The organism is Salinivibrio sp. SS3 (assembly GCF_001722105.1).
Classification (GTDB): domain Bacteria; phylum Pseudomonadota; class Gammaproteobacteria; order Enterobacterales; family Vibrionaceae; genus Salinivibrio; species Salinivibrio kushneri.
On the sequence record NZ_MEBQ01000009.1, the window covers coordinates 197474 to 220928 of the forward strand.

General features: G+C 45.5%; 23 protein-coding genes and 1 tRNA gene. 16 read left to right on the forward strand and 8 right to left on the reverse strand.

The window, feature by feature from the left end; translation table 11 throughout:
• From nudF to idi, 8 genes are all read left to right on the forward strand, one after another.
• On the forward strand, positions 1–639 hold the full coding sequence (gene nudF / locus BGL48_RS05550; RefSeq protein ID WP_069361722.1) for an ADP-ribose diphosphatase: 639 nt from the start codon (positions 1–3) through the stop codon (positions 637–639).
• Positions 640–652: 13 nt separating this feature from the next.
• Positions 653–1099, forward strand: coding sequence for a DUF1249 family protein (locus tag BGL48_RS05555; protein WP_077459426.1), 447 nt, complete (start codon positions 653–655; stop codon positions 1097–1099).
• Between the two features lie 22 nt (positions 1100–1121).
• Positions 1122–1946: a 3',5'-cyclic-AMP phosphodiesterase gene (gene cpdA, locus BGL48_RS05560; RefSeq protein ID WP_069361723.1), complete on the forward strand. Its 825-nt coding sequence runs from the start codon at positions 1122–1124 to the stop codon at positions 1944–1946.
• Positions 1940–2527 (forward strand): esterase YqiA, encoded by a 588-nt coding sequence (gene yqiA / locus BGL48_RS05565; protein WP_304441058.1) that lies wholly within the window; start codon positions 1940–1942, stop codon positions 2525–2527. Before cpdA ends, yqiA begins: the two co-directional genes overlap by 7 nt.
• A 180-nt stretch (positions 2528–2707) precedes the next feature.
• On the forward strand, positions 2708–4600 hold the full coding sequence (gene parE, locus BGL48_RS05570) for a DNA topoisomerase IV subunit B (RefSeq protein WP_069361755.1): 1893 nt from the start codon (positions 2708–2710) through the stop codon (positions 4598–4600).
• Between the two features lie 25 nt (positions 4601–4625).
• Positions 4626–6875, forward strand: coding sequence for a DNA topoisomerase IV subunit A (gene parC / locus BGL48_RS05575; protein WP_069361725.1), 2250 nt, complete (start codon positions 4626–4628; stop codon positions 6873–6875).
• Between the two features lie 97 nt (positions 6876–6972).
• Positions 6973–7707 (forward strand): 1-acylglycerol-3-phosphate O-acyltransferase, encoded by a 735-nt coding sequence (locus BGL48_RS05580; protein ID WP_069361726.1) that lies wholly within the window; start codon positions 6973–6975, stop codon positions 7705–7707.
• A gap of 14 nt (positions 7708–7721) precedes the next feature.
• A complete protein-coding gene (gene idi / locus BGL48_RS05585) occupies positions 7722–8270 on the forward strand; it encodes an isopentenyl-diphosphate Delta-isomerase (protein WP_069361727.1) in 549 nt (182 codons plus the stop codon).
• A 120-nt stretch (positions 8271–8390) separates the two neighbouring features.
• Here idi and BGL48_RS05590 read toward each other — a convergent pair whose 3' ends face one another.
• From BGL48_RS05590 to BGL48_RS05620, 7 genes are all read right to left on the reverse strand, one after another.
• Positions 8391–8783, reverse strand: a complete 393-nt coding sequence (locus BGL48_RS05590) for a RidA family protein (RefSeq protein WP_069361728.1) — start codon at positions 8781–8783, stop codon at positions 8391–8393.
• Positions 8784–8851: 68 nt separating this feature from the next.
• Positions 8852–9340 carry an arginine repressor gene (locus tag BGL48_RS05595; protein WP_255377331.1) on the reverse strand — a complete coding sequence of 163 codons (489 nt, stop codon included), beginning with the start codon at positions 9338–9340 and terminating at the stop codon, positions 8852–8854.
• A 175-nt stretch (positions 9341–9515) separates the two neighbouring features.
• A complete protein-coding gene (gene argF / locus BGL48_RS05600; RefSeq protein ID WP_069361729.1) occupies positions 9516–10520 on the reverse strand; it encodes an ornithine carbamoyltransferase in 1005 nt (334 codons plus the stop codon).
• 27 nt (positions 10521–10547) lie between these two features.
• Positions 10548–11510 (reverse strand): carbamate kinase, encoded by a 963-nt coding sequence (arcC, locus tag BGL48_RS05605; protein WP_069361730.1) that lies wholly within the window; start codon positions 11508–11510, stop codon positions 10548–10550.
• A gap of 56 nt (positions 11511–11566) precedes the next feature.
• Entirely contained in the window at positions 11567–12787 is a 1221-nt protein-coding gene (arcA, locus tag BGL48_RS05610) for an arginine deiminase (RefSeq protein WP_069361731.1), read from the reverse strand.
• Positions 12788–13326: 539 nt separating this feature from the next.
• Positions 13327–14769 carry a YfcC family protein gene (locus BGL48_RS05615; RefSeq protein ID WP_069361732.1) on the reverse strand — a complete coding sequence of 481 codons (1443 nt, stop codon included), beginning with the start codon at positions 14767–14769 and terminating at the stop codon, positions 13327–13329.
• A gap of 510 nt (positions 14770–15279) precedes the next feature.
• Entirely contained in the window at positions 15280–15771 is a 492-nt protein-coding gene (locus BGL48_RS05620; protein WP_069361757.1) for an RDD family protein, read from the reverse strand.
• A 362-nt stretch (positions 15772–16133) separates the two neighbouring features.
• Between BGL48_RS05620 and BGL48_RS05625 the strand changes: the two genes are divergently transcribed.
• Positions 16134–16218: transfer RNA gene (locus BGL48_RS05625), tRNA-Leu, on the forward strand.
• A gap of 2 nt (positions 16219–16220) precedes the next feature.
• Here BGL48_RS05625 and BGL48_RS05630 read toward each other — a convergent pair.
• Positions 16221–17468: a plasmid recombination protein gene (locus BGL48_RS05630; RefSeq protein WP_069361733.1), complete on the reverse strand. Its 1248-nt coding sequence runs from the start codon at positions 17466–17468 to the stop codon at positions 16221–16223.
• Between the two features lie 479 nt (positions 17469–17947).
• On the opposite strand from BGL48_RS05630, the gene BGL48_RS05635 reads away from it, so the two are divergent.
• From BGL48_RS05635 to BGL48_RS16115, 7 genes are all read left to right on the forward strand, one after another.
• Positions 17948–18214, forward strand: a complete 267-nt coding sequence (locus BGL48_RS05635; protein ID WP_069361734.1) for a hypothetical protein — start codon at positions 17948–17950, stop codon at positions 18212–18214.
• Between the two features lie 149 nt (positions 18215–18363).
• On the forward strand, positions 18364–18621 hold the full coding sequence (locus BGL48_RS05640; protein WP_069361735.1) for a hypothetical protein: 258 nt from the start codon (positions 18364–18366) through the stop codon (positions 18619–18621).
• Between the two features lie 197 nt (positions 18622–18818).
• The gene (locus BGL48_RS05645; RefSeq protein ID WP_069361736.1) at positions 18819–19064 is read left to right on the forward strand and encodes a hypothetical protein; all 246 of its coding nucleotides are present in this window, start codon (positions 18819–18821) and stop codon (positions 19062–19064) included.
• A 143-nt stretch (positions 19065–19207) separates the two neighbouring features.
• A complete protein-coding gene (locus BGL48_RS05650) occupies positions 19208–20881 on the forward strand; it encodes a hypothetical protein (protein ID WP_069361737.1) in 1674 nt (557 codons plus the stop codon).
• Between the two features lies 1 nt (position 20882).
• On the forward strand, positions 20883–21173 hold the full coding sequence (locus BGL48_RS05655) for a DUF2523 family protein (RefSeq protein WP_069361738.1): 291 nt from the start codon (positions 20883–20885) through the stop codon (positions 21171–21173).
• A gap of 11 nt (positions 21174–21184) precedes the next feature.
• Positions 21185–22240, forward strand: coding sequence for a zonular occludens toxin domain-containing protein (locus BGL48_RS05660; RefSeq protein WP_176719641.1), 1056 nt, complete (start codon positions 21185–21187; stop codon positions 22238–22240).
• The gene (locus BGL48_RS16115; protein WP_069361740.1) at positions 22188–23378 is read left to right on the forward strand and encodes a type II secretion system protein GspD; all 1191 of its coding nucleotides are present in this window, start codon (positions 22188–22190) and stop codon (positions 23376–23378) included. Before BGL48_RS05660 ends, BGL48_RS16115 begins: the two co-directional genes overlap by 53 nt.
• The last annotated feature ends 77 nt before the right edge of the window (positions 23379–23455 follow it).

Below are 23455 nucleotides of genomic sequence, written 5' to 3' on the forward strand. Positions count from 1 at the left end.
ATGTCAGACTATCCGCCCGGACAATTCGATCGCGACGATATTGTGATCGAGGATATTTCGCCGCTTTATCAAGGTTTCTTTTCCATTCAGCGCTATCAGTTTCGTCATCGTTTGTTTGAAGGCGGCTGGAGTGGCTCTGTGGTGCGGGAGTTGTTTGAACGTGGCCACGCGGTGGCTGTTTTGCCGTATGATCCCGTACGTGATGAAGTGGTGATGCTTGAGCAAATCCGCGTGGGGGCGATGGCAGCAGGCGCGACACCATGGCAACTGGAAATTGTGGCTGGGATGATAGACAAAGACCAATCCCCCGAGCAGGTTGCCCACCGTGAAGCGAGAGAAGAAGCGGGGCTATTACTGCATCAAATGGAGCGTGTTACCCGTTATTTATCCAGCTCTGGTGGCTGCTCTGAACAGTTGGATGTGTTTGTCGCGATTGTTGATGCCTCGGAAGCTGAAGGCGTACACGGCCTCGACAGTGAAAACGAAGACATTTTGGTGCATCGATTGTCTCGCCAACACGCCTATCAAAAAGTGGTTGATGGCGAGATTGAAAACGCCGCCTCAATCATTGCGTTGCAATGGTTGGAACTCAATGCCAGTCGGTTACGTCAAAGCTATAATGAACAAAACAGTAAATAGACAGTAGGTGCGTGTGAAAACAGAATATCGCGTCGACTTGCCAGCGATGATGCGCTTGTATGAAACCAACTATGCCAAACTTGTCCGTTTGATGCCCAAGCGTGACGAGGTGGGACAGGTGTGTCGATACGATATCCAAGGGCAGGAATATGCCTTGGTCGTGCGTGAGTCAACCCGTTATACCACCTTACTGGATATTGCGCAGTTGAGCCCAGGCGCCGCACCCGATTACTTACGTGCTAACCTGACAGTGCGCTTGTATCACGATGCACGGGTCGCGGAAGTGTGTACCACGCAGCAGATTTCACGCTTAAAACCACGTTATGATTACCCGAATCCGCGTATGCATCAGCGCGACGAAAAACATCAGGTTAATGCATTTTTATCGGATTGGCTTGGCCACTGCTTACGTCGTGGCGTGGTGGCGTCTGATCCTATGTATAAATCATCGTTAAACTAAACCAGCAAAGGTATTTTCAACGTTGCAGTCTTGCCAGATAGATAACGCCGACGGCGATTGTATTCGTCTTTTGCAAATCACCGACACACACCTGTTCGCGAGTGAGCAGGGTAGCTTGCTGGGTATTAATACGCTTCGCAGCTACCATGCGGTGCTGGATGCCATCAGTGCCACTGACCCGACGTTCGACGCCATTATTGCCACGGGGGATCTGTCCCAAGATCACTCTGCCTTATCGTATCGTCGTTTTGTCGACGGTATCGCCCGGTGGTCACAGCCTTGCTTTTGGCTTCCGGGGAATCATGATTATCAGCCAGAAATGAGCGCGGTATTACAGTCAAATACCCTTCGCTCTTGCTCGCAAGTCCTGTTGGGGGAGCACTGGCAAATGGTGCTGCTCGACAGTCAGGTGGCCGGTGTGCCGCACGGTGAGTTATCACAAGTGCAACTGAACCTTTTGGATACACACTTAAGCGCGCACCCTGAACGTCATGCGTTGGTGTTGCTGCACCACCATCCGTTGGATGCAGGAAGCACCTGGTTAGATCAGCACAAACTGGCTAATCGAGAGGCATTCTGGCAAGTGATGGTGCGTCACCCTCAAGCGAAAATTGTGGTGTGTGGGCATATTCATCAGGCATTGGATGTGGGTTATCAAGGCACGCGTGTGATGGCGGCACCCTCCACCTGTATCCAGTTTATGCCGGACTCACACGACTTTGCGCTCGACAACCAGAACCCAGGTTGGCGCTGGCTTGAGCTGTATGACGACGGACGCGTAGACACGCAAGTGGTGCGTATAACCGGTCAGCATTTTCGGCCAGACTTCGATTCCAGCGGATATTAATCATGCCATCAGCGTTGCTTTATCTTCATGGCTTTAACAGCTCGCCGCAATCGTTAAAGGCGAGACAGATGCAAGCCTATTGCGCCCAACATCGTGGTGATATTGAGGTGTTGGTGCCACAACTGCCCAGTCACCCTGAGCCCACCGTGCAGTTGCTGACAGAACTGATCACGCGCTTTAGCGAAACCCATCGGCTGGGTTTGGTGGGAAGTTCGTTGGGGGGCTTTTTGGCCACCTGGCTGAGTGAGCGTTATCAACTGCCCGCTGTGCTGGTTAATCCCGCCGTTCGCCCTTACGAACTCTTGCAAGATTATGTTGGGGAACAAGTTAATCCTTACACCCAAGAACGCTACACCCTCGAGGCTGCCGATATCAACGCCTTGCGTGAGATTGATGTGCCGGTCTTATCTCATCCTGAGCAATTTTGGTTATTGCAACAGGAAGGTGATGAAGTGCTGGACTATCGCCAAGCAGTGGCAAAATTCAGTGCCAGTCAACAAACGGTTGAGCCGGGAGGCGATCATAGCTTTGTCGGCTTTGAACGTTACTGTGGGGATATTCTCCAATTTCTTGGTATCTAGCGCGCCATCAGGCTAGAGGCATTGAAACAGACGCACACAGACGCAAGCTCGTGCTATCTTAGCCGCTACGTCACAGCAGACGGATAGCAGCTCACAGAAACTTGTGGCAATCTGGCGCCGCGCTTGACAAGCGGATCCCCCTTGCTGACCATGTCATCACATTTATTAAGCCAATCGATTATGACAGAACAAAACTATAACGCAGGATCGATAGAAGTCCTCAATGGGCTCGAGCCCGTGCGCCGACGCCCCGGTATGTACACAGATACCAGTCGCCCTAACCATCTTGGGCAGGAAGTCATCGATAACAGTGTCGATGAAGCGTTAGCCGGCCATGCCAGCAAGATTGATGTGATTCTCCATGCCGACCAATCACTGGAAGTGATTGATGATGGTCGTGGTATGCCGGTTGATATTCACCCCGAAGAGGGCGTCTCTGGGGTTGAGCTGATTTTATGCAAACTGCATGCAGGCGGTAAGTTCTCCAACAAAAGCTACCAATTTAGCGGTGGTTTACACGGGGTGGGGATCTCCGTGGTCAACGCGTTGTCTCATCGGGTAGAGATTACCGTTAAGCGCGATGGTCAAGTCTACGACATTGCCTTTGAAAATGGCGACAAAGTACAAGATTTAACCGTGACCGGTACCTGTGGTCGTCGCAACCGTGGCACACGCGTGCATTTTTGGCCAGACGGCCAGTTTTTTGACTCTGACAAGTTTTCGCTCTCTCGCCTTAAAACCATCTTAAAAGCCAAGGCGGTGCTGTGCCCGGGATTGACGGTCAACCTCACTGATAAAAACACCGACGAGACCACGTCCTGGTGTTACCAAGATGGATTGAAAGACTACCTGGCTGACAGTGTTAAAGGTTATGAAGTCCTGCCAGAAACACCTTTTATCGGCGAATTCAGTGGTCAGACCGAAGCGGCGGATTGGGCCGTCATTTGGCTACCTGAAGGGGGTGAGCTAACCACAGAAAGCTATGTCAACCTGATCCCAACGGCACAAGGTGGCACGCATGTGAATGGCTTGCGCCAAGGGATGCTGGAAGCGATGCGCGAATTCTGTGAGTTCCGTAACCTTCTCCCGCGCGGCGTTAAGCTGACCGCCGACGATATCTGGGAGCGTTGTGCCTACGTGCTCTCGGTTAAAATTCAAGACCCACAGTTTGCGGGGCAAACCAAAGAGCGCTTGTCCTCTCGTCAATGTGCGGCGTTTGTGTCTGGGGTGGTCAAAGATGCCTTTAGTTTGTGGCTCAATGAGCGTCCCCACCTTGCTGAGCGTTTGGCGGAAGTGTGTATTGCCAGTGCCCATCGCCGCATGCGTGCCGCGAAAAAGGTGGTGCGTAAGAAGGTGGCATCAGGCCCCGCGCTACCCGGAAAGCTCACAGATTGTGCGATGCAAGACTCGAGTCGCACCGAGCTATTTTTGGTCGAGGGGGACTCGGCAGGTGGGTCAGCTAAGCAGGCTCGGGATCGCGAATTTCAAGCGGTGATGCCGCTTCGAGGCAAGATCCTCAATACGTGGGAAGTCTCCGCCGATCAAGTGCTGGCCTCCCAAGAAGTACACGATATTTCAGTGGCGTTGGGCATTGATCCTGACTCCGGGGACTTGAGCAACCTTCGTTACGATAAAATCTGCATCCTCGCCGATGCGGACTCCGATGGCCTACATATTGCGACCTTACTATGTGCACTCTTTGTGCAGCACTTTAGATCCTTGGTTCAGGCTGGCCATGTGTACGTGGCGATGCCGCCGCTTTACCGCATTGATTGTGGCAAAGAGGTTTTTTATGCCTTGGATGAAGATGAAAAAGCAGGGATCCTTGAGCGTTTGAGCAATAAACGCGGCAAAATCAATGTGCAACGCTTTAAAGGCTTGGGGGAAATGAACCCATTACAGCTGCGTGAAACCACCATGGATCCCAATACCCGTCGCCTGGTTCAGCTCACCATTGATGATGATGAGCAGACGCAGCAACTGATGGACATGCTGCTGGGTAAAAAACGGGCAGAGGACCGCCGTCATTGGTTGCAGCAAAAAGGCGATATGGCCGAGCTTATCGATATCTAAATTACTATAACGGGATCTAATTCGCATGACAGAGGTGACTTATGATGGGGTAGAGCAGCTTGCTCTGCGCCAGTTCACTGAGGACGCATACCTCAATTACTCGATGTACGTCATCATGGATCGCGCACTGCCGTTTATCGGCGATGGCTTAAAGCCAGTGCAGCGCCGGATCATTTACGCGATGTCAGAGCTGGGGCTATCTGCCACGGCAAAATATAAAAAATCGGCGCGTACTGTCGGGGATGTATTGGGTAAATACCATCCTCATGGCGACTCGGCGTGTTACGAGGCCATGGTATTGATGGCTCAGCCGTTTTCCTATCGTTATCCGCTGGTGGACGGTCAGGGTAACTGGGGGGCACCTGACGATCCTAAATCGTTTGCGGCGATGCGTTACACGGAATCACGCTTATCACGCTTCTCTGAAGTGTTGCTGCAAGAACTCGGGCAAGGGACGGTTGAATGGGGGCCTAATTTTGATGGCACCATGAAAGAGCCTAAAACCTTGCCGGCACGCTTACCGCATATTCTCCTCAATGGGATCACCGGGATTGCGGTGGGGATGGCGACAGATATTCCGCCACATAATGCGCGTGAACTTGCTAATGCCTTGGCCGCAATGATCGATAAGCCGAGCCTGGACTTAGACGGTGTACTAGAGCATGTGCAGGGGCCTGACTACCCCACCGAAGCGGAAGTGATCACGCCGAAGTCAGATTTGAAAAAGCTCTATGCGAGCGGCCGTGGCTCTATCAAAATGCGCGCGCTGTGGCATAAAGAAAGCAATGAAATCGTGATCACTGCGCTGCCTCATCAAGTGTCGGGCGCTAAGCTGCTAGAGCAAATCGCCAATCAAATGCGGGCGAAAAAGCTGCCGATGGTGGACGATCTCCGTGATGAGTCGGATCATGAAAACCCTACCCGGATTGTGATTGTGCCGCGCTCTAACCGTGTCGATTGTGATCAACTGATGGATCACTTGTTCGCCTCGACCGATCTAGAGAAGAACTACCGCGTTAACCTCAATATGATTGGCCTGGATGGACGCCCGCAAGTCAAAGGCTTACAGGGCATTTTATCTGAGTGGTTAACGTTCCGCCGCCAGACGGTGAGACGTCGCCTTGAGCATCGGCTGGAAAAAGTCCTCGCTCGCCTGCATATTCTGGAGGGCTTACTCGCCGCTTACCTGAATATTGATGAGGTGATTGAAATCATCCGCAGTGAGGATGAGCCAAAAGCCGAGCTGATTGCACGTTTTGGTTTGAGCGAGAAACAGGCAGAGGCGATCCTTGAGATCAAATTACGCCAGTTAGCCAAGCTTGAGGAAATCAAGATCCGTGGTGAGCAAGATGAATTGAGCAAAGAGCGCGATAAGCTCGAGAAACTGCTTGGCTCCGATCGTCGCTTGAATACCTTAATCAAAAAAGAAATCCTCGCGGATGCGGAAAAATACGGGGACGACCGCCGTTCCCCGCTGGTTGAGCGAGCAGAGGCCAAAGCGTTAACCGAGCGTGACTTGGTCCCCAGCGAACCCATCACTGTGGTGCTCTCAGATAAAGGGTGGATCCGCCACGCCAAAGGGCATGATGTGGATGCCTCTGGCCTTAACTACAAAGCAGGCGATAAGTTCCTCGACGCAGCACCGGGTAAAAGTAACCAACCCGCGGTTTTCCTGGGGTCTGATGGTCGCAGCTATGCCATAGAGTCGCACACCTTGCCATCCGCGCGCAGCCAAGGTGAGCCGATTACCGGGCGAATTAATATCACCCCAGGCTCGTCTATTCGTCATGTATTAATGGCTGATGAGGGGCAGCTCACCTTGGTGGCCTCGGACGCCGGTTATGGTTTTGTGTGCAAGCAAGCGGATATGTTATCCAAAAACCGCAGCGGTAAGGCCTTGCTGACGGTGCCTGATCAGGCGGAAGTGATGCCACCGCGCCAAGTGGGTAATTTGGAAAACGATTTGATTGTCGCGATTTCCAATGAAGGCCGCATGTTGGTGTTCCCGGTCCATGAGCTTCCGCAACTGAGTAAAGGGAAAGGGAATAAGATCATTAATATTCCTGGCGCACGCGCCAAGTCACGTGAAGAGGTGTTAAGCCAACTGTATGTGGTGCCAGCCAATGCCGGGGTGACCTTGCACGCTGGGAAGCGCAAACTGACCTTAAAACCGGATGATCTCACTCATTATCGTGGCGAGCGAGGTCGACGAGGCAGTATGCTGCCGCGTGGTCTCCAGCGCGTCGATCAAATCGAAATCCTGCCCGAACACTAAGTTGCTACCGCCCCTGAACCCAGGGGCGGTGTGGGTGCATTTTTGCGCTGAATCGGTATACTGACTCGCCTTTCACGCCTGCTCTTTGGAGAGAGAAATGATTTTTGTCGTGCGACTGCTGGCTTTATTGATTGTCGCTGTTTTGCTGTTTGTTTTTGGTGGTTTGTATTGCTTGTTAAGCCCTCGCAATCCTCGTAATTGCTACCATATCAGTAAGTGGTTTGGACGCCTCTCTGTTTTGTTCGGGATTCGCCTTGAACTGCGCTTCGCGGAAGGGGCCCCGCGTGAGCCTGGCGCTAGCGTGTGTATTGCCAACCACCAAAGTAATTGGGATATGGTGACCTTATCGAATGCGTTGATGCCTGGCGCGGTCACCGTGGGGAAGAAAAGCCTGTTATGGATCCCCATTTTTGGCCAGCTGTATTGGCTCACGGGCAACGTGTTGATTGATCGTGCCAATCGCAGTAAAGCCATGGGCACCATTGCACAGGTGACAGAGAAAATCCGAGCCAAACAATTGAGCGTATGGTTATTTCCTGAAGGGACACGCTCACGTGGACGTGGTTTGTTACCTTTTAAAACCGGCGCATTTCATGCTGCTATTGGCGCGAACGTCCCCTTGATTCCAATCGTATGTAGCTCGACACATCACCTAAAAGCGAACCGTTGGAACAACGGCCATGTGATTGTTGAAGTGATGGCGCCGATTTCGTCAACGGGCTACGATAAAGACAATGTCCGTGACCTCGCTAAGCATTGCCATCAGGTGATGAAAAACAAGCTCGAACAGCTTGATGCAGAAGTGGCGGAGCGCAACCAAGGCGTTCGCTAATTGAGGATAGGTTTATGACTTCAACCCAGCGCCACCATGTGGTTTTGGTGTCACCGAGCGGTGAACCTCAAGGGATCGCTGAAAAGTTGGAGGCCCATCAGCAAGGATGGCTGCACCTGGCCTTCTCAGTGATGTTGTTTCGTTGCAACGAACAGGGTGAGCGTGAGTACTTGCTGCAGCGTCGCGCGTTGGACAAGTATCACAGTGGCGGGCTGTGGACCAATACGTGCTGCTCGCACCCCAAACAAGATGAGCCGGTTGCAGCGGCGGCGAAACGGCGTTTATACGAAGAGCTAGGCATTGCGCGCCCGCTTGATTTTACCCTGGGCCCGTGTTTTGAATACCGTGCCGAGTTGGATAACGGGTTGATAGAGCATGAATGGGACCAAGTCATCGCCTGTGAAGTCAGCCATGTCGACATGATCCCTAACCCAGATGAAGTAGCAGACTGCCGCTGGTGGTCTGAAGGGGAAGTCAAGCAGGCGATGGTGGATGCTCCCGAGCGCTTCACCGCTTGGTTTGCTGACGTTTTATCACGTATCGATGTGATGGCGCGCTGTTGATAAGCGTGTGCCATGCAACCACGAGATAAAAAAGCGGCGCCTGGAGGCGCCGGTTTTGCGTTAGCTTTTGGTTGAAGTAGCTTTTCGCTGAAATAGCTTTTCGTTGCCGTCGCTTACCAATTAGGCTTGGCGCACCGCAATCGCTTCAATTTCGATATCAACATCCTTGGGCAGGCGTGCGACTTCAACGCATGAACGAGCAGGATAGCTTTCCACACCGTGCTCATCGAAGAACGCACCATACACTTTGTTGACATCGGCAAAGTCTTCCATGTTTTTGACAAACACAGTGAGCTTAACAATATCATTCACTTTAAGCCCAGCAGCTTCAACCACTGCTTTAACGTTGTCGAGAGACTGACGTGTTTGTGCGGTGATTTCAGGCGAGATCTGGCCAGTCACTGGGTTGACGGGAATTTGACCTGAGGTCAGCACCATGTTGCCAAGGTCAACGCCTTGCGAATACGGACCAATAGCTTCTGGTGCCTGCTCGGTTTGCAGTACTTGGGTCATTGTTAGTTCCTTTGTTATAAAAAGCGACACCTATAGTCTGCAACGGTTAGCTTGCCACGTAAAGCCGTTTACTCAGGGGCGAGGCGGTCTCGAACCACTTGTTCGCAGGCGGCAAGCTCATTGAGCTGGCGGGGGGCCACCAGGACAGTGTCGTTCCCGCCAACCGTTCCTAAGATCAAAGGATGTCGGTGCAAGTCGAGTAAGCGAGCGATCAACTGTGCGCCGCCTGGGTGGGTTTTCACGACTACCATGGCTTGGCTACAGATGATGTCATCGATTTGTGAACCGACAGAAGACACCGCGTACACAGGCTCCATGTCTCCGCTGAGCGCGTAAACCTTTTGCCCATGTGCATTGGGCACTTTGGCGACCCCGAGCTTGGATAGTAGGCGTGAAACGGTCGACTGGCTGACATCAAGATAGCCAAGTTGAACCAATTGCTGGCGCACGGCGTCTTGGGTGGTAAAGCTTTGTGTTTGCAGCAGGTGTCGACACGCAGAGAGGATATCGTCCTCTGGTGTGGCGTTTTCTACCGATAGAATTGCATCATTAACCACGGGCAACCCCTTATAATAAACGGCATTTCACGTCATTATCAGCGCATAAAGCTAATAATGCGTGATTCAATCGAATATGCTATCAGTTGCTTTTAAATGAAACTTTGATGGGTGTCACTGGGTGGTATCAATATTGAGAAATAGGGCGCCGAGCGGCGCCCAGAGTCAGATGGCGTTAATCGCCAAGGGTGGCAACCATCACCGCTTTGATGGTGTGGAGGCGGTTTTCTGCTTCGTCAAACACAATCGAACAGTCTGACTCAAACACATCTTCGGTGACTTCTAGGCCTTTTAACCCATACTTTTCTTCGATTTCTGCCCCTACTGTGGTCTCGTTATTGTGGAAGGCAGGAAGACAGTGCATGAATTTCACGTGCGGGTTGCCAGTGGCTTTCACGACATCCATATTGACTTGATAGGGTTTCATCATCGCGACGCGCTCGTCCCACGCTTCTTTAGACTCTCCCATCGACACCCAGACATCGGTGTACAAGAAGTCACAATCTTTCACGCCTTCTTGTACGTCTTCGGTGAGCGTAATGCGTGCGCCGGTTTGCTCTGCGATTTCGCGGCATTGTGCGACGAGATCTTCTTCCGGCCAGAATGCTTTCGGAGCCACTAAGCGAATATCCATTCCCATTTTCGCGGCACCGACCATCAGGGAGTTCCCCATGTTGTTTCGGGCATCGCCGAGGTATGCAAAGCGCATTTCGTGTAACTGCTTGCCGCGGCCATGTTCGAGCATGGTCATTAAGTCAGCCAAAATTTGGGTGGGGTGGAACTCAGTGGTTAAACCATTCCACACTGGCACGCCGGCAAACTCACCCAGCTCTTCGACAATATCCTGGCCAAAGCCACGGTACTCAATGCCGTCATACATCCGCCCCAATACGCGAGCGGTGTCCTTCATCGACTCTTTGTGGCCAATTTGTGAGCCTGTTGGGCCGATGTAGCTCACCTGGCCGCCTTGATCAAACACAGCGGTTTCAAAGGCACAACGGGTGCGTGTTGACGACTTTTCAAAGATCAGAGCAATGTTCTTACCTTTCAGACGCGGTGTTTCATAACCGTTATATTTGGCTTTTTTGAGTTCAATCGCCATGTCGATAAAGTGTTGGATCTCACGAGGTGTGAAGTCCAGCAGTTTTAAGAAGTTACGGTTGCGTAGGTTAAAAGCCATAATGGGCAATCCTCTTTGTTATGGGTCTCAGGCTTGTGCAGGCGCAGGTTGGCCGTGAGAAATATTGTTGTTATTGACTGAATGTGGACGAATACGTGTGCCGGCTTGGCCTGCCAAAATCGCAAGGCCATCTTCGAGGGCACCAATCCCTACTAGCTTGCCGCCTTGGCGAATAAACTCGCAGGAGGCATCGATTTTTGGCCCCATAGAGCCGGCATCGAAGGTATATTGGCTGAGAGTATCGGGCGTTGTGTCGGCGAGTGCGCGTTGATTGGGCTCACCATAATTTAGGTAAACCGCTTCGGCATCGGTCAAAATAAGCAGCGCATCGGCATTGATTTGTCGGGCGAGAAACGCTGCAGACATATCTTTATCAATGACCGCTTCAATACCTTTGAGTTGCCCCTCCTCTTGAATGACTGGGATACCGCCACCGCCGGTACAAATCACTAAATGCCCCTGTTTGATCAAACTGGCAATGGCATCATCCTCAATAATGCCAGTGGGTTGCGGGCTAGGTACCACCCGACGGAAATATTGGCCATCCGGTTTAATATCCCAGCCATACTTGTCAGCAAGCTGATTCGCCTCTTGTTGGTCATACACAGGGCCAATTGGTTTGGTGGGATTGGCGAATGCCGGATCCTTGGGATCCACCGTCATTTGCGTGAGCATGCAAGATACGTGTTGCTCTGGTGCTAAGTTATGTAGCTCTTGCATCAGCATATAGCCAATCATGCCCTGGGTTTCAGAGCCAAGTACATCTAAAGGGTAAGGAGTAACGGATTTGTATTCGAGCCCCTGCAGGGCCAGTAAGCCAACTTGGGGGCCATTACCGTGGACAAGCACTACATTGTATTGCTCACCAATTGCCGCGATGGTTTTCGCCGCTTTGGCAATGTTGGCGCGTTGAATGTCGGCTTCTAAAGGCTCGCCTCGACGCAGGAGGGCGTTGCCACCTAATGCAACGACGACAGTGGGTTTATTCATAATCATACTCTCTACAGTCGGTGGGGGCTGAGCCAGGCGCTCAGCCCATGCGAGGATTAAATACCATCACGATGAATCGGGCAGCTCATGCAGCGTGCGCCGCCGCGGCCGCGACCCAGCTCATCACCCGGGATGGAGAGAACAGTGATCCCGGCTTTGTCGTATTTCTCGTTGGTATAAGTGTTGCGCTCGTAGCCGACGACCACACCTGGGCGAACGGTCAAGACGTTGTTGGCGTCATTCCACTGTTCACGTTCCGCTTCAAAGCTATCGCCGCCCGTGGTGATCAGGTTCAGTGGGCCGACATCGAGGGCTTTTTCGATGGCGGTGAGGAAGTAGTCTTCTTCGCGCACATTGAGGTGGCCGCTACGGTCACCGGTCAGACTCCAACATTGGATGTCTTTGCGAATCACTTCGGGGTACACCGAGAAGGTGTCTTCACGCATGTGAGTCATCACGGTATCCAGATGCATGCAGGAGCGATGTTTTGGCAGCTCCATGGCAATCACTTGCTTGGCTTGGCCGTGTTTGAACAGGCTGGATGCGAGATTTTCCACCCCTTGTGGCGTAGTGCGTTCAGACATGCCAATCAATACCACGCCTTTCCCTAAGACAGTGACATCGCCGCCTTCAATGGTGGCATTGTCATAATCAATGTTCTCGCCACCGAAGTAGGTAATAAAGTCGCCGTTCGCAAAGCGAGGGTGCCATTTGTAGATGGCACGCAAGTGGTTCGTTTCACGCTTACGTGCGGGCTTGGCCATGGGGTTAATCGACACACCACCATATAACCAGCACGAGGTGTCACGTGTGAATAAGTGGTTAGGCAAGGGGTCAATGATAAAGTCGGATGGGGCGTGCATCGCTTGTAACATCGAGGTCGAGGCAATCGGTAGCTCGGAATAGGCCAGCCCCCCTAAGAACATGGAGGCGAGTTCGTGGTGGGGGAGATCATTGAGGTAGCAGCGAATATCGTTCGCAAATGACGGACCAAAGGTATAGTCCGAGATCTTAAGATTCATCAGCCAGGCTTTGGCTTCGGGGACATCCAGGGTTTCGGCCAGTAGGGTTTGCAGCAATAACACCTCAACGCCCTGATCGCGTAGCGTTTGAGCGAATTTATCATGCTCTTCCCCCGCCCGTTCCACTGACAGAACATCGTCAAAAAGTAAATCATGACAGTTTGAGGGGGTCAGGTGGGTTAAAGCACGCTCGGGGCGGTGCAACATCACGGTGCGTAATTGACCAATTTCAGAGCCGACATAGAAGTTGTTCATCTTTCTTTCTCCGTATATCTCTGCTTGGCTTTTTATCGGAAGGGAAATAAAAAGTGCAGATTTCTTATTGGGTACAGATTTATTCTAACGCGGTGAGCCGGTTGAACTTGAAGTTAGATCACATTGAAACCACTGCCTACGTTTCGGGGTTTTTACCCTGTGTTAATGGTATTTATGGCAGTATTAAAAAATGGTTTTTAATACTTAGTCACTTTTACTGAGTGCTTAGTGGTATTATTTTTAAAGTGCTAGGTTTTTAGCGGTGGGTTTATACTTTTTATGCCTTTTTTATTTTGTTCTCTTTTCACCTTATGCGGATCAAATGAATGATTATCTGTAGTGGTTTTTATATTTAACAAATGCCGACCTATTTTTGTTTTTATTTGTGATGACGATCGGTATTAAATCGCTTTGTGTTAATAATGTAATCTCAGTGTGAACGGAGTGGGGAAGCGTGCGCGGATAGCGGGGGACGTGATAGATATAAAAAAGCGCACTGCTTGATAGCAGTGCGCGCTACGCTAAGTTGATGACTGATATTATAACATGACGCCAAGGCTAAGCATGGCCATGATCATAATGGTAAGAATGCCAAGCAAGGGGGCGACCCATTTTATCCATTTCGCATAAGGCACGCGGGCAATGGCCAAACCCCCCATGACTACGCCGGAGGTAGGTGTAACGAGATTGACGATCCCCGAAGCCGATTGATAGGCGGTTACCACCAATTCACGCCCGACGTTCGCAAAGTCGGCCAATGGCGCCATAATTGGCATGGTGAGCACTGCCAAGCCAGATGAGGAAGGCACCAAGAATGACAGTAATACTTCCAGCCAATACATCACGTTAATAAAGACGAAAGAAGATAAACCGCTGACTAAGCTCTCGGCACTATTCAGGATGGTGTCGGTAATCATGCCTTTATCCATAATCACCACGATCCCACGGGCAATGCCGATGATCAGCGCCACACCGAGCAGATCTCTTGCCCCATCAATAAAGCTGGTGGTGATTTCTTCTTCGCTCATGCGTGCAATCAGGCCAATAATAATGGCAGCCCCCAGGAAGACGGCGGAGATCTCTGCCATCCACCATCCCAGTGAAGATACGCCATAGATCATCACAGCAAAGGCACCGGCAAAGATAGTGAGTATCACTTTGCGTGTAGCCGTAAAATCGAGGCTTTGGTTGTCATCATGCTCGCCAAGAAAGTGTTTTTTATTACTTTCATACTGATCATAAACAATCGATTGACTCTGATCGGCGCGCACTTTACGTGCATATCGCATGACATAAGCGACGCAGATAAACCAGCCAATGACGAGGATGGCAAGGCGAAGCAGGATACCATCAGTAAAAGGGATCCCTGCTGCATTGGCGGCAATGACGGTCGCAAAGGGATTAATGGTTGAGCCTAACGTACCTATCCCTGCCCCAAGCAGTACCGTTGCCGCTGCCACCACAGGGTCAAAACGCGCGGCCATCATCACAGGCACGAGTAGCGTATAAAAAGGCAATGACTCTTCCGCCATACCATAAATAGTGCCCCCGGCGGCAAATAAGCCCATCAAAATGGGGATCATCCACTCTTCGCGTCCCTCTAGGCGTTTAGTGACGCGTTCAATCCCCGCATCAATGGCACCGGTTTTGGTGACCAGCCCTAAAAAGCCACCAATGATCAGAATGAACAGCGAGACATCAATGGCGGCGGCTTCATACGTTTGGTGGTTATAAAAGCCATCAATGGGGGCTAAAAGGACATCAACGATACCTTGCGGATTACTTTCAACTTGCTGGTAAGTACCTGATATTGGCACTTGTTGACCCAGTTCTTCGTTAAGAGTGCGGTCGTATTGCCCGGCGGGCACCACCCAACTTAGGGCGGCGACGACGGCGATAAGAATGAATAGAATGGTATAGGCAGACGGGAACTTTAAGTTCGAGAGCCAGCCTTTTTTTTTGGGAACACTGTGAGTACTCATACTTTCTCCTCATACCTCTTATTAGCATCTATAGTGCGCTACACGTGTTGAGGTAATTCCGTTAATATCACGTTATTTATTATTCTTATGCCGTGGTACATGGCTTTGTATTCATTGTAAAAGTGGTTCCCTTTTTACTTCTTAGTGATATCTCACAAAAGACGAGGCGGTTAATAAGTAACCAAACAGATGTTTTTAATAAAAATGAATGCAGCACTGTTATTTATGCGTAGCTATCACTTTCTTTTTTTGTGCTGCTTGGATTTTTATGGATTAAATAACCTTGGGTGCACTTCTTTTACGGTGCTGAAGGTTGATTTAAAGATGAGTTTATGTGCAAGTTGTGATTATTTAGTCAATTAGCTGCTTTGCATGTGGTGAATAAAAATCAAAATATAGCGGATAGATGAATAGGTAAAAATCAACCTATTTATTGTCTTATATCAATTTATAACGGTGAGCCGGTAGGTAGGGCAGGGCACGCAGCAGGTGCCCAATCGAAAGAGGTGATTAGTTTTTTTTGTTCTTAACCGGCTTGGGGAGCACAATCATGTCGCATTCGGCGAAGTGGTCTTGAAATGCGCGGTTATTAATATCAAAGATGACAACCAGATTACCGAGACCAAAGCAGGCAGTGGCTAAACGAATTACCGCTTGGGTAGGGCGGATATTGCTGCCATCGGTGTTCTGTAGCTTGAGTCGCCACGCGCGCATACCCAGCGTCTGTCCGGCCTTACACCAAAAGTAGCCATAAAAACCACCGATGACACAGGCCAGATACGCGGTATAAAGCGGATTGACAATCGGATGATGGGTTAGGAAGTCACTGATGTCTTGGTAAGGCGCAATCGACATGCCTAGCACCTGTGCCAGTGCGAGTATGGCCATCATTCCCCCTCCCGCGAGCATCAGCAAAGCCGCGACGACGAGGAGATCATAAAGCCAAGCGGCTAAACGCCGGAAAAAGCCTGCGGTTGGGCAAGCGATAGAAGAAGTTTGCATTTGATTGTTCACATCCCAGTCCTCAATTCGCAGCTAGCCTAGCATAGACTGGCTGACAGTGAGTAAGCTTCTACCTCGGTTTTGCGATGTCTTTTGGGGACAAATTCAGCATCAATGTGGATGAATGACTTGAATTGGTTAAAAATAGTGCGAACGAACGGATTTTTATTTTTATTGCTTGCACTCCAAAGGCCGGTACGTATAATTGCCCCCACTTGCCGAGATGGCGGAATTGGTAGACGCAGCGGATTCAAAATTCAACGCGTATACCAATAAAAAAGAGCTAAACCATTGTTTTTAAAATGATTTAACTCTTGACTGATACCGAAGAAATGCTTTATAGTGTTTTATAGTTCAAAGATGCCTGCGTGATGGAATTGGTAGACATGAGGGATTCAAAATCCCTTTCCTTCGGGAGTGGCGGTTCAAGTCCGCCCGCAGGTACCATTTTAAGGCTCATAGTCTAATGATTTAGATTTTGAGCGCTTAATCTTAGTCTCTTTTTCAGAGACTAATTCAGCTCTGCTTTCCTTGCCTTCACCTTTAAAAAACTCTTGGCGTGGCGTTAAAACGTTTGAGTCAGAATATTTCTGAATAGCAGTCTTGTAAGCACCCATTGCCTTTTCTCTTTCTAGGTCTTTAACTCTAGTTCTCAAGCAGTCAATCTCAAACGCTTGCTGATGAATCTTGTCTTTGTAATCTTTGACAAGTGCTTTTAGCTCTAAAACTTTTCTTTTAAATCTAGTGAGCATGCTGCGCAAAGATTTTGCCTCATTTTTGTAAAACTCAATTTCTGCACTTTTGCTTTTTCTTCTTTTGAATAAACACAACATATCTGCTTCTCTCTCTTTTGTTATTTTTGTAATTTCAACTAAGTCTTTTTTCGATTCAATAACTTCAAGTTCTTGTTTTTTAAAGCTGTCCCTCTCTTTTTCTATATTAGATTTTTCTAACATTATGTGATTTTTCTGTTTTTTGTGTTGCTCAAATTTGTCAGACAAATCTTGATGAACAACAAATAGCTTCTTCGCTGACTCTTTTCTTTTCATATACTCAGAGCGAGTTAAACGCTGCTTTCTAGCGCCATCACGGAGAAAGCCATACTTTGATGCAACAGAGTAGTAATACTCGTCTTGAAGCTCCCTAAACGCTTTCTTGTACGCTTCATATTTAGCCTTCCTTCCGCCACTTGTTTCTTCTCTTGCCCTGATCGGTTCGTGAATGCTCTTTATATGAAGTTTACAATCATCCGTCTGCTTTGGGATGCATATAAAGTGCAAATGAGGGTGACTTTCATCTTCATGAAGAATGACGCTTATAAGCTCGCCTTTGTACTTGCTTTGAAGATATTTGATATTGTCAGCTAACCACTCTTTATAAGTCTTGTCTGACTCTTCTTTGAAATCAGAAGGGCATGAAATAACACCGCTCAAAACGACTTGAGCGTCTTTGCGAATCTTGCGACCGAGCTGGTCAGTTGATGCGTTGACGCGCTCTTGAGCAAGCTGTAAGGCGACATAAGCGTCATAGCCGTACAAAACCGACGGAGGCAAAGGGTTGGGTACATGAGGAATTGCATCAGGATGACGCATTAATTCACGCGAAACGGAATGAAATGACTTTGAACTTTTTTCTGGACTCTTCTTATTATATTTAGAGTGCAAGGAATAAGTTTCAATATGCAAAAATTGATACATAATATATTCTCTTAGTTTTAAATCGTAATATCACCTCTCTGGTTTTTTATTTATTTTTATTTTCGAGTAAGACGAAGTCTTATTTGAAAATGAAAATGGCAGGGATTCAAAAGGGATGCAGTCCCTTTGCCGACAGCTGTATGAGGAACGAATACGCTTAGTCGGTCACTAAGTGTATGTTCGTGCCTATATTTATATATTAACACCATCTTAATTATCACACAATAAATAACACGCTACACAATGCACTCATTATCCGCTTCGCTCAATGTGTGCTATGTGTATCGTGTTTATTATTACATGTAAGATCTAATAATGGTCATTAAAAATTAGAAATGAAGTTTTATTGTAATAACTAGATAATTTTGATATCATTGAATTAATAAAAATAAGAAAACATAGCTATTCCAGTTGCCGCTTTCAAAGCGGCTTTTTTTGCTTATAATAAAATCAAATGTTATGAATTTGAGTATTCTAAAATGAAGATAAAGATTGAAAGAGAGATTGTTTTAGATAATGAGCAAGTTGATTTTAAGAAAACAGTTATAGCAACAATTAAAGCAAAAGGAACAGCAATGATAGTTGCAGAAAGAGCTGATAACTTAAGGTTGAGTGATGATGATGACGCGTTTAAGAAGACATCAATAATGTATCAAGAGCAAAAGAGATGCTTTGAAATCGTATTTAGAGATGACGCTGAATTTATAATGAAAGAATCAAGAAAAATGCTAAAAAAATTAATTTAAAATTCCCTTTATTTATCAAAAGAGTTAATTGAATCCAGCCATTTGGCTGGATTTTTTTTGTAAAAAATACTTGAAATAATAAAAAAACGAAAATAAGATAAAACTAAATTAGCAACAACTAATATAAAAACAAAACAGAAGAGAAATTTATGAAACGTTTAATCTACAGTGTAAAAGAAATTTTTAGCGAACGAAAAAAAGAGACTTTCTACATTATGCATTATCTGAATGAAAGCAAAGATGCAAAACAGAGAGGGTTTTATATCCCGAAGGATAAAGGTGATAAAAATAAAGACAAAAATACAATGTTTATCACAAAAGAAAAGTATGAACTAGTAAAAGAAAAAGAACTGCCTTTCTTTATTGAAGTTCCCGAAGTTAAACAAGAATTTAAAGTAATAATTTAAAGTAATTTAATATGAATTTTTTAACATGCACAGAGCTTGTTGAAAATGAATGCGTGAATGCGCAACTAATAAGCTCAACTGAATTACAAAGCAGTGGAAGTATTGTACACATTATGCCAGCACTGGTTTTGATGATAGTTGCAGCTTTTATAATTAAAAAAATAAGACAATCAATATAATTAGAAGAGGAAATTGTCGTGAGTAAACTAACTAAAAATAAAATCGTAACAGTATCAGCAGCAACAGCAGCAGCTTTAGCATCAGCTAGCTCTTTTGCAGAAGTTGACCCGACAGTGCAGGCGGGGCTTGATAACTTAGTGAGCACTGGCACTGAATTATCAGCGGCGGGATTGAGTGCAATCATTGCGCTTGGTGTCGTATCTGTCGGTATTGCAGTTGTGATTGGTATCTTGCGATGGGTTAAACGCTCAGCAACAAATTAACATTTAGTTAATTCGAATAAGCCCCGAAGCTTCGGGGCTTTTTTGTAGAAAGGTTTCAAAATGATTCTTGTTGATAGTAATTTAATTTTAGAGTTGATGTTTTGCGTATGTTTTATAATAAGTGTAACTATAGCGTTTTCTTAATGATATCAATATTCTTTGTATTTGCTTTTTCTTTAAATGCAAATGCAAGTGCAAGTGCAAGCACAGAAAGCCTCTGTAGAGATATTGCGGGTAAGTATGCGTCAAGCAATAAAGAGAAAAGAATAATTACACGAGGAAGCAGTATTAGCTTTGCTAAGCACATTAATAAAAGTGATGTTTATTGTGAAGTTCAGTGTGACGATAAAACTAGATGGAGAACTTGTACGGCATTCTATGATGACTTTAATCGAAAATATGCAGTGTCATATTGGGGGTTTACGGGTAATGATTATTCTTTTAATAATCAACTTAAAAGCATAATTTTTGAAGATAAAAAAAGGAATGAAACATACAGACTACATGCGAAAACTAATAATGAACTATGTGAAAAGATAGTTCAAAAAGCAAAAGCGGGAATTTTTTCAGCGAACTCTTCAAGCCCATATTTAAAGATTTTTAACCCCAAGGGTAGTTATGTAATAGATAAATCATTAGGCGGAGAAGATTCTACTAGCGGGCTGGGTTGTATTTTTGAGTACGCAGGAACACATGATAATAAAGATAAAAAATCGAAAAGAGGTGCAATTTTTTACGGGTATATGAATGTAGATGCAGAAACAAAAGAAATAGCTGAGCGATCATGTAAGGCAGGGCAAGAGTTTAATGAAGATAAGCAAGTGTGTGAATTTCCAGAGCCTGTTGCGTCAGAGTCTTGCAAAAAAGGGGTTGTAATATCAGAAACGCTAAACCCAAAAAGCAAAGTAAATTTAATAAGTTACAACGGATGTGAAGCAAAGCAAAGTGGAGATTTAAAAGTTTTAAACTCTGTCGATGAAAATAAATGCTTGTACATAGAATTTGAGCTAACAGGAAATAAAAGCTTTGAATATATGTACAAGATAAAAGATAGCGACAGATGCGAAACTCACGAAAGAGTAAAATGCGAACATGGTGCAGTGCTAAATGAAGAATACAACGTATGCGTAAAGCCCGAGCTTGAAGATGACGAAAAAAGCGAAAACCCCGAAGACCCTGATAATTACGAGAATACAAACCCTGATGATCTTGCAGGAGGAAATTTAGGAGAGGGTGAATACGTTCAGTGTGATGAATATCCGAAAATAGAAGGTATGCAGAAAGAGACAATATGCAATGTGTACGGAGAAAATGATGAGTATAAAAGACCAGCGTTAGTAATTGAATACCCTGAGGGTGTATATAATCCAAACATTTGCGCTAATGGTTTCACAGGAAGTAATTGCGATAAAGACCCCAACGCAGGTGGAAGCATTGATGTAGGCAACTCAAACGTATTAAGCGGTGTTAACGATATTGAGAGTCTATTAAGAGGAAATGGGGAATATTTAATAGATTATGACAATGTCGGGGAAGACCCATTCTCAGAAGATGAAGAAGGTGAAGGCGAAAGCCTTATAGATATTGGTGAATCGCTGACAAATCATGACAAGATATTAAGTGAAAGCGGAACATGTCCAGCGCCAAAAGAAATCGTGCTGTTTGAAAATGTTGTCTTCGCAGGTAAGCACATAGAAAAGAAATTTGAATTTAGCTATGAGCTGTTTTGTGATTTTTCATCAAAATATAAAGATATATATATCGCGCTATTTATTATGATGTTGTCAATTGATTTTATTAGAAGAGTGAGAAAGTAAAATGCCGATTCTACAGTTAATATATACGCTGATTGCTAAATTTTTTGGGGAGGGTTTGTATAAGATACTTATCAAAGCAGGTACAGCTTTAAGTGTGGGAGCGCTAACATACTCAGTTAGTGATGATATTACAGCGAAAGTTTCTTCATTAATATCAAGTGAGTTTGGCGCTCTGGATTCTGACCTCTATTCACTTTTTGCAATAGCAGGGGGCGCTGAAATAATTAACATTCTTATCGCATATATGACAATGCTTGTGACGCTAACAATTACAGAAAAAGTGGTTAAGTAATGATTCATCTGGTGACAGGAACGCCAGGGGCTTCAAAAACCCTGAACGCTATTAAAGAGGTTTGTGAGAATGATGCATTTTCAAAAAGACCTATTTATTACAACAACATTAAGTGCTTAGTGTTAGATTTGAATTTCTTAAATTCATTTGAGGGGTTCTTTTACTCTAAATACTTGAGAGGTTGTAGCGATGAAGAAAAGAATGCAATCAAAGATATTGTAAAAGAAGCTCATAGAAACAACAGATTAGTAAGCATGAATGATGTTCCGTTTCTAGGTTCTGAATTCAGAGAGTATAACTATATTGATGAATTTTTGTACTGGTGCAAAAGACTGTATAAAAAAGAGAGATTTAGTGAACTAGAAAGATTCATAGATGTATGCAGAAGGCATAACTACAAAATCAGAGCAAAGCACATTAGAAGATTCAATCTAGATTGGAGAAGATTAGAAAATCCTCATGAATGGTTCAAGCTTGAAGCGGGTAGCGTAATAGTCATTGATGAAGTACAGAATTTCTTCGGAAAGAGAAGTGCCTCATCAAAAGCACCTGATTACATTGAAGAATTTAACACACACAGACATAAAGGTTTTGATTTAATATTAATAACTCAAGACTCGTCATTAATTGATTACCAGTTAAAAGCATGTGTTAATAAACATATACATTATAAAAATTTAAATGGCGGGGATAAAGTTTCAAGATTGGAGCATAATAGTCATTTTAATGTGCATTCATCTACAGAAAGAAGAGCGTGTGACTTTAAGCAAGTAATAAAAAGAGATTCCAAATTTTACGGAAGTTACTACAGTGCAGAGCTTCATACGCATAAGTACAAAATGCCGCAGATGATTAAAAAATTATTCTATGTAGTTCCCGTTTTGCTTATTGCTATCTACTTTTCAATAAATACATTTTTAGGTTTATATAACTTTGATTTAGCTAAAAACATTGAAACAAAAAATGACAGCGCTATATTAGAAAAAACTAACACAATAATAGAAGATAATAAAAATGAAAAAGGTAATTGTATCATTACTAGCAGCAATAATCGTTACTGCATCTAGCTCATCTTTCGCATTTGATGCACCAAACGAAGTTATATCATTAAATGATTTCGTTAATTTAGTAAGTAATGATTTATCATTAAACATCATAATCGATAAAGAAATCGAAGAAGAGAATGTAAAAATTTTCGGTTCGAATACAAATAAAACAACACAAGAAATTTTTGCAGCAGTTATTCAAGCAAACAAACTAAAGCTAGAAGCAACAAATAATATTGTAATTATAAGAAGAAATGATGAAGTGAATTTCGATTATGAAACAATAACATACAAAGTAAAAAGCGATGCAAAAGTCGTAGCTGAGAACTTAGAAAAGGAATTCGATTGGGTTGAAAAACAGTACGGATATAATTGCAAGTTCACAAGTGAACAAACAAATAATGTAAACGCCGTGTGTCCCGCTGATGTAATTTCGCTAGTAAACAGAAGAGTAATGCCGCTTCTAGGTATCGAAAAACAAATATTAGTAAAAGCTTATATAACAGAGACGACTGACGGAAACTTCACGAACATCGGAATGAAATATGGCTTAAAGACAGATAATGCAGGGATTACATATAAGCTTGATAAGGGCATATTAGACGCTGCAATGCAAAGTCTAGAAGCCTCATTGGTTGTAGATAAGTTTTCAGCATTCATACAGCTTTCTGAGTCAGAGAACAAAATCAAAACGGTTGGAAGACCTACAATTCTAATTAGTGACAAACAAAGCGGAAGCATAAACGCAGTTAGTCAGGTTCCTATTGCAACATCTACAGAGCGCGATGATGACAATGATAAAGAGAAAACAAATATAGAATACAAAAGTGTCGGTGTGATGCTTGATGTTTATGCAGAGATTGTATCAGAAGATAAAGTGAAGCTTACTATTTCTGGCGAAATGTCGTCAGTTGAAGAGTACAGCGGAAGCATAAATCCAACAATAAAAACAAGTAAAATTAACACAACAACTATTATAAAACAAGATGAAATGATTAATCTAGGTGGAGTTATAACAACTCAAGAGATTGAAGAAAGAAGCGGGATACCCGTGTTAAAAGAAATTCCGATATTAAAGTATTTATTTAGTGTTGAAGATAATAGAGAGCAAAAAAAAGAGCTTAGCATAATGATTACAGCTAAAATTAAAAACGATTGAATATTATAAATATAATATTTGATTGGCTGAAAATGGTGATTGATAGATAATATTTTAGGGCTTGTGATAGTATTGCA

Coding starts and splice junctions, on each gene's coding strand:
- nudF (WP_069361722.1), top strand. CDS start 1: ATGTCAGACTATCCGCCCGGACAATTCGATCGCGACGATATTGTGATC.
- parE (WP_069361755.1), top strand. CDS start 2,708: ATGACAGAACAAAACTATAACGCAGGATCGATAGAAGTCCTCAATGGG.
- parC (WP_069361725.1), top strand. CDS start 4,626: ATGACAGAGGTGACTTATGATGGGGTAGAGCAGCTTGCTCTGCGCCAG.
- BGL48_RS05580 (WP_069361726.1), top strand. CDS start 6,973: ATGATTTTTGTCGTGCGACTGCTGGCTTTATTGATTGTCGCTGTTTTG.
- idi (WP_069361727.1), top strand. CDS start 7,722: ATGACTTCAACCCAGCGCCACCATGTGGTTTTGGTGTCACCGAGCGGT.
- BGL48_RS05590 (WP_069361728.1), bottom strand. CDS start 8,783: ATGACCCAAGTACTGCAAACCGAGCAGGCACCAGAAGCTATTGGTCCG.
- argF (WP_069361729.1), bottom strand. CDS start 10,520: ATGGCTTTTAACCTACGCAACCGTAACTTCTTAAAACTGCTGGACTTC.
- arcC (WP_069361730.1), bottom strand. CDS start 11,510: ATGAATAAACCCACTGTCGTCGTTGCATTAGGTGGCAACGCCCTCCTG.
- arcA (WP_069361731.1), bottom strand. CDS start 12,787: ATGAACAACTTCTATGTCGGCTCTGAAATTGGTCAATTACGCACCGTG.
- BGL48_RS05615 (WP_069361732.1), bottom strand. CDS start 14,769: ATGAGTACTCACAGTGTTCCCAAAAAAAAAGGCTGGCTCTCGAACTTA.
- BGL48_RS05620 (WP_069361757.1), bottom strand. CDS start 15,771: ATGCAAACTTCTTCTATCGCTTGCCCAACCGCAGGCTTTTTCCGGCGT.
- BGL48_RS05630 (WP_069361733.1), bottom strand. CDS start 17,468: ATGTATCAATTTTTGCATATTGAAACTTATTCCTTGCACTCTAAATAT.
- BGL48_RS05635 (WP_069361734.1), top strand. CDS start 17,948: ATGAAGATAAAGATTGAAAGAGAGATTGTTTTAGATAATGAGCAAGTT.
- BGL48_RS05640 (WP_069361735.1), top strand. CDS start 18,364: ATGAAACGTTTAATCTACAGTGTAAAAGAAATTTTTAGCGAACGAAAA.
- BGL48_RS05650 (WP_069361737.1), top strand. CDS start 19,208: ATGATATCAATATTCTTTGTATTTGCTTTTTCTTTAAATGCAAATGCA.
- BGL48_RS05655 (WP_069361738.1), top strand. CDS start 20,883: ATGCCGATTCTACAGTTAATATATACGCTGATTGCTAAATTTTTTGGG.
- BGL48_RS16115 (WP_069361740.1), top strand. CDS start 22,188: ATGAAAAAGGTAATTGTATCATTACTAGCAGCAATAATCGTTACTGCA.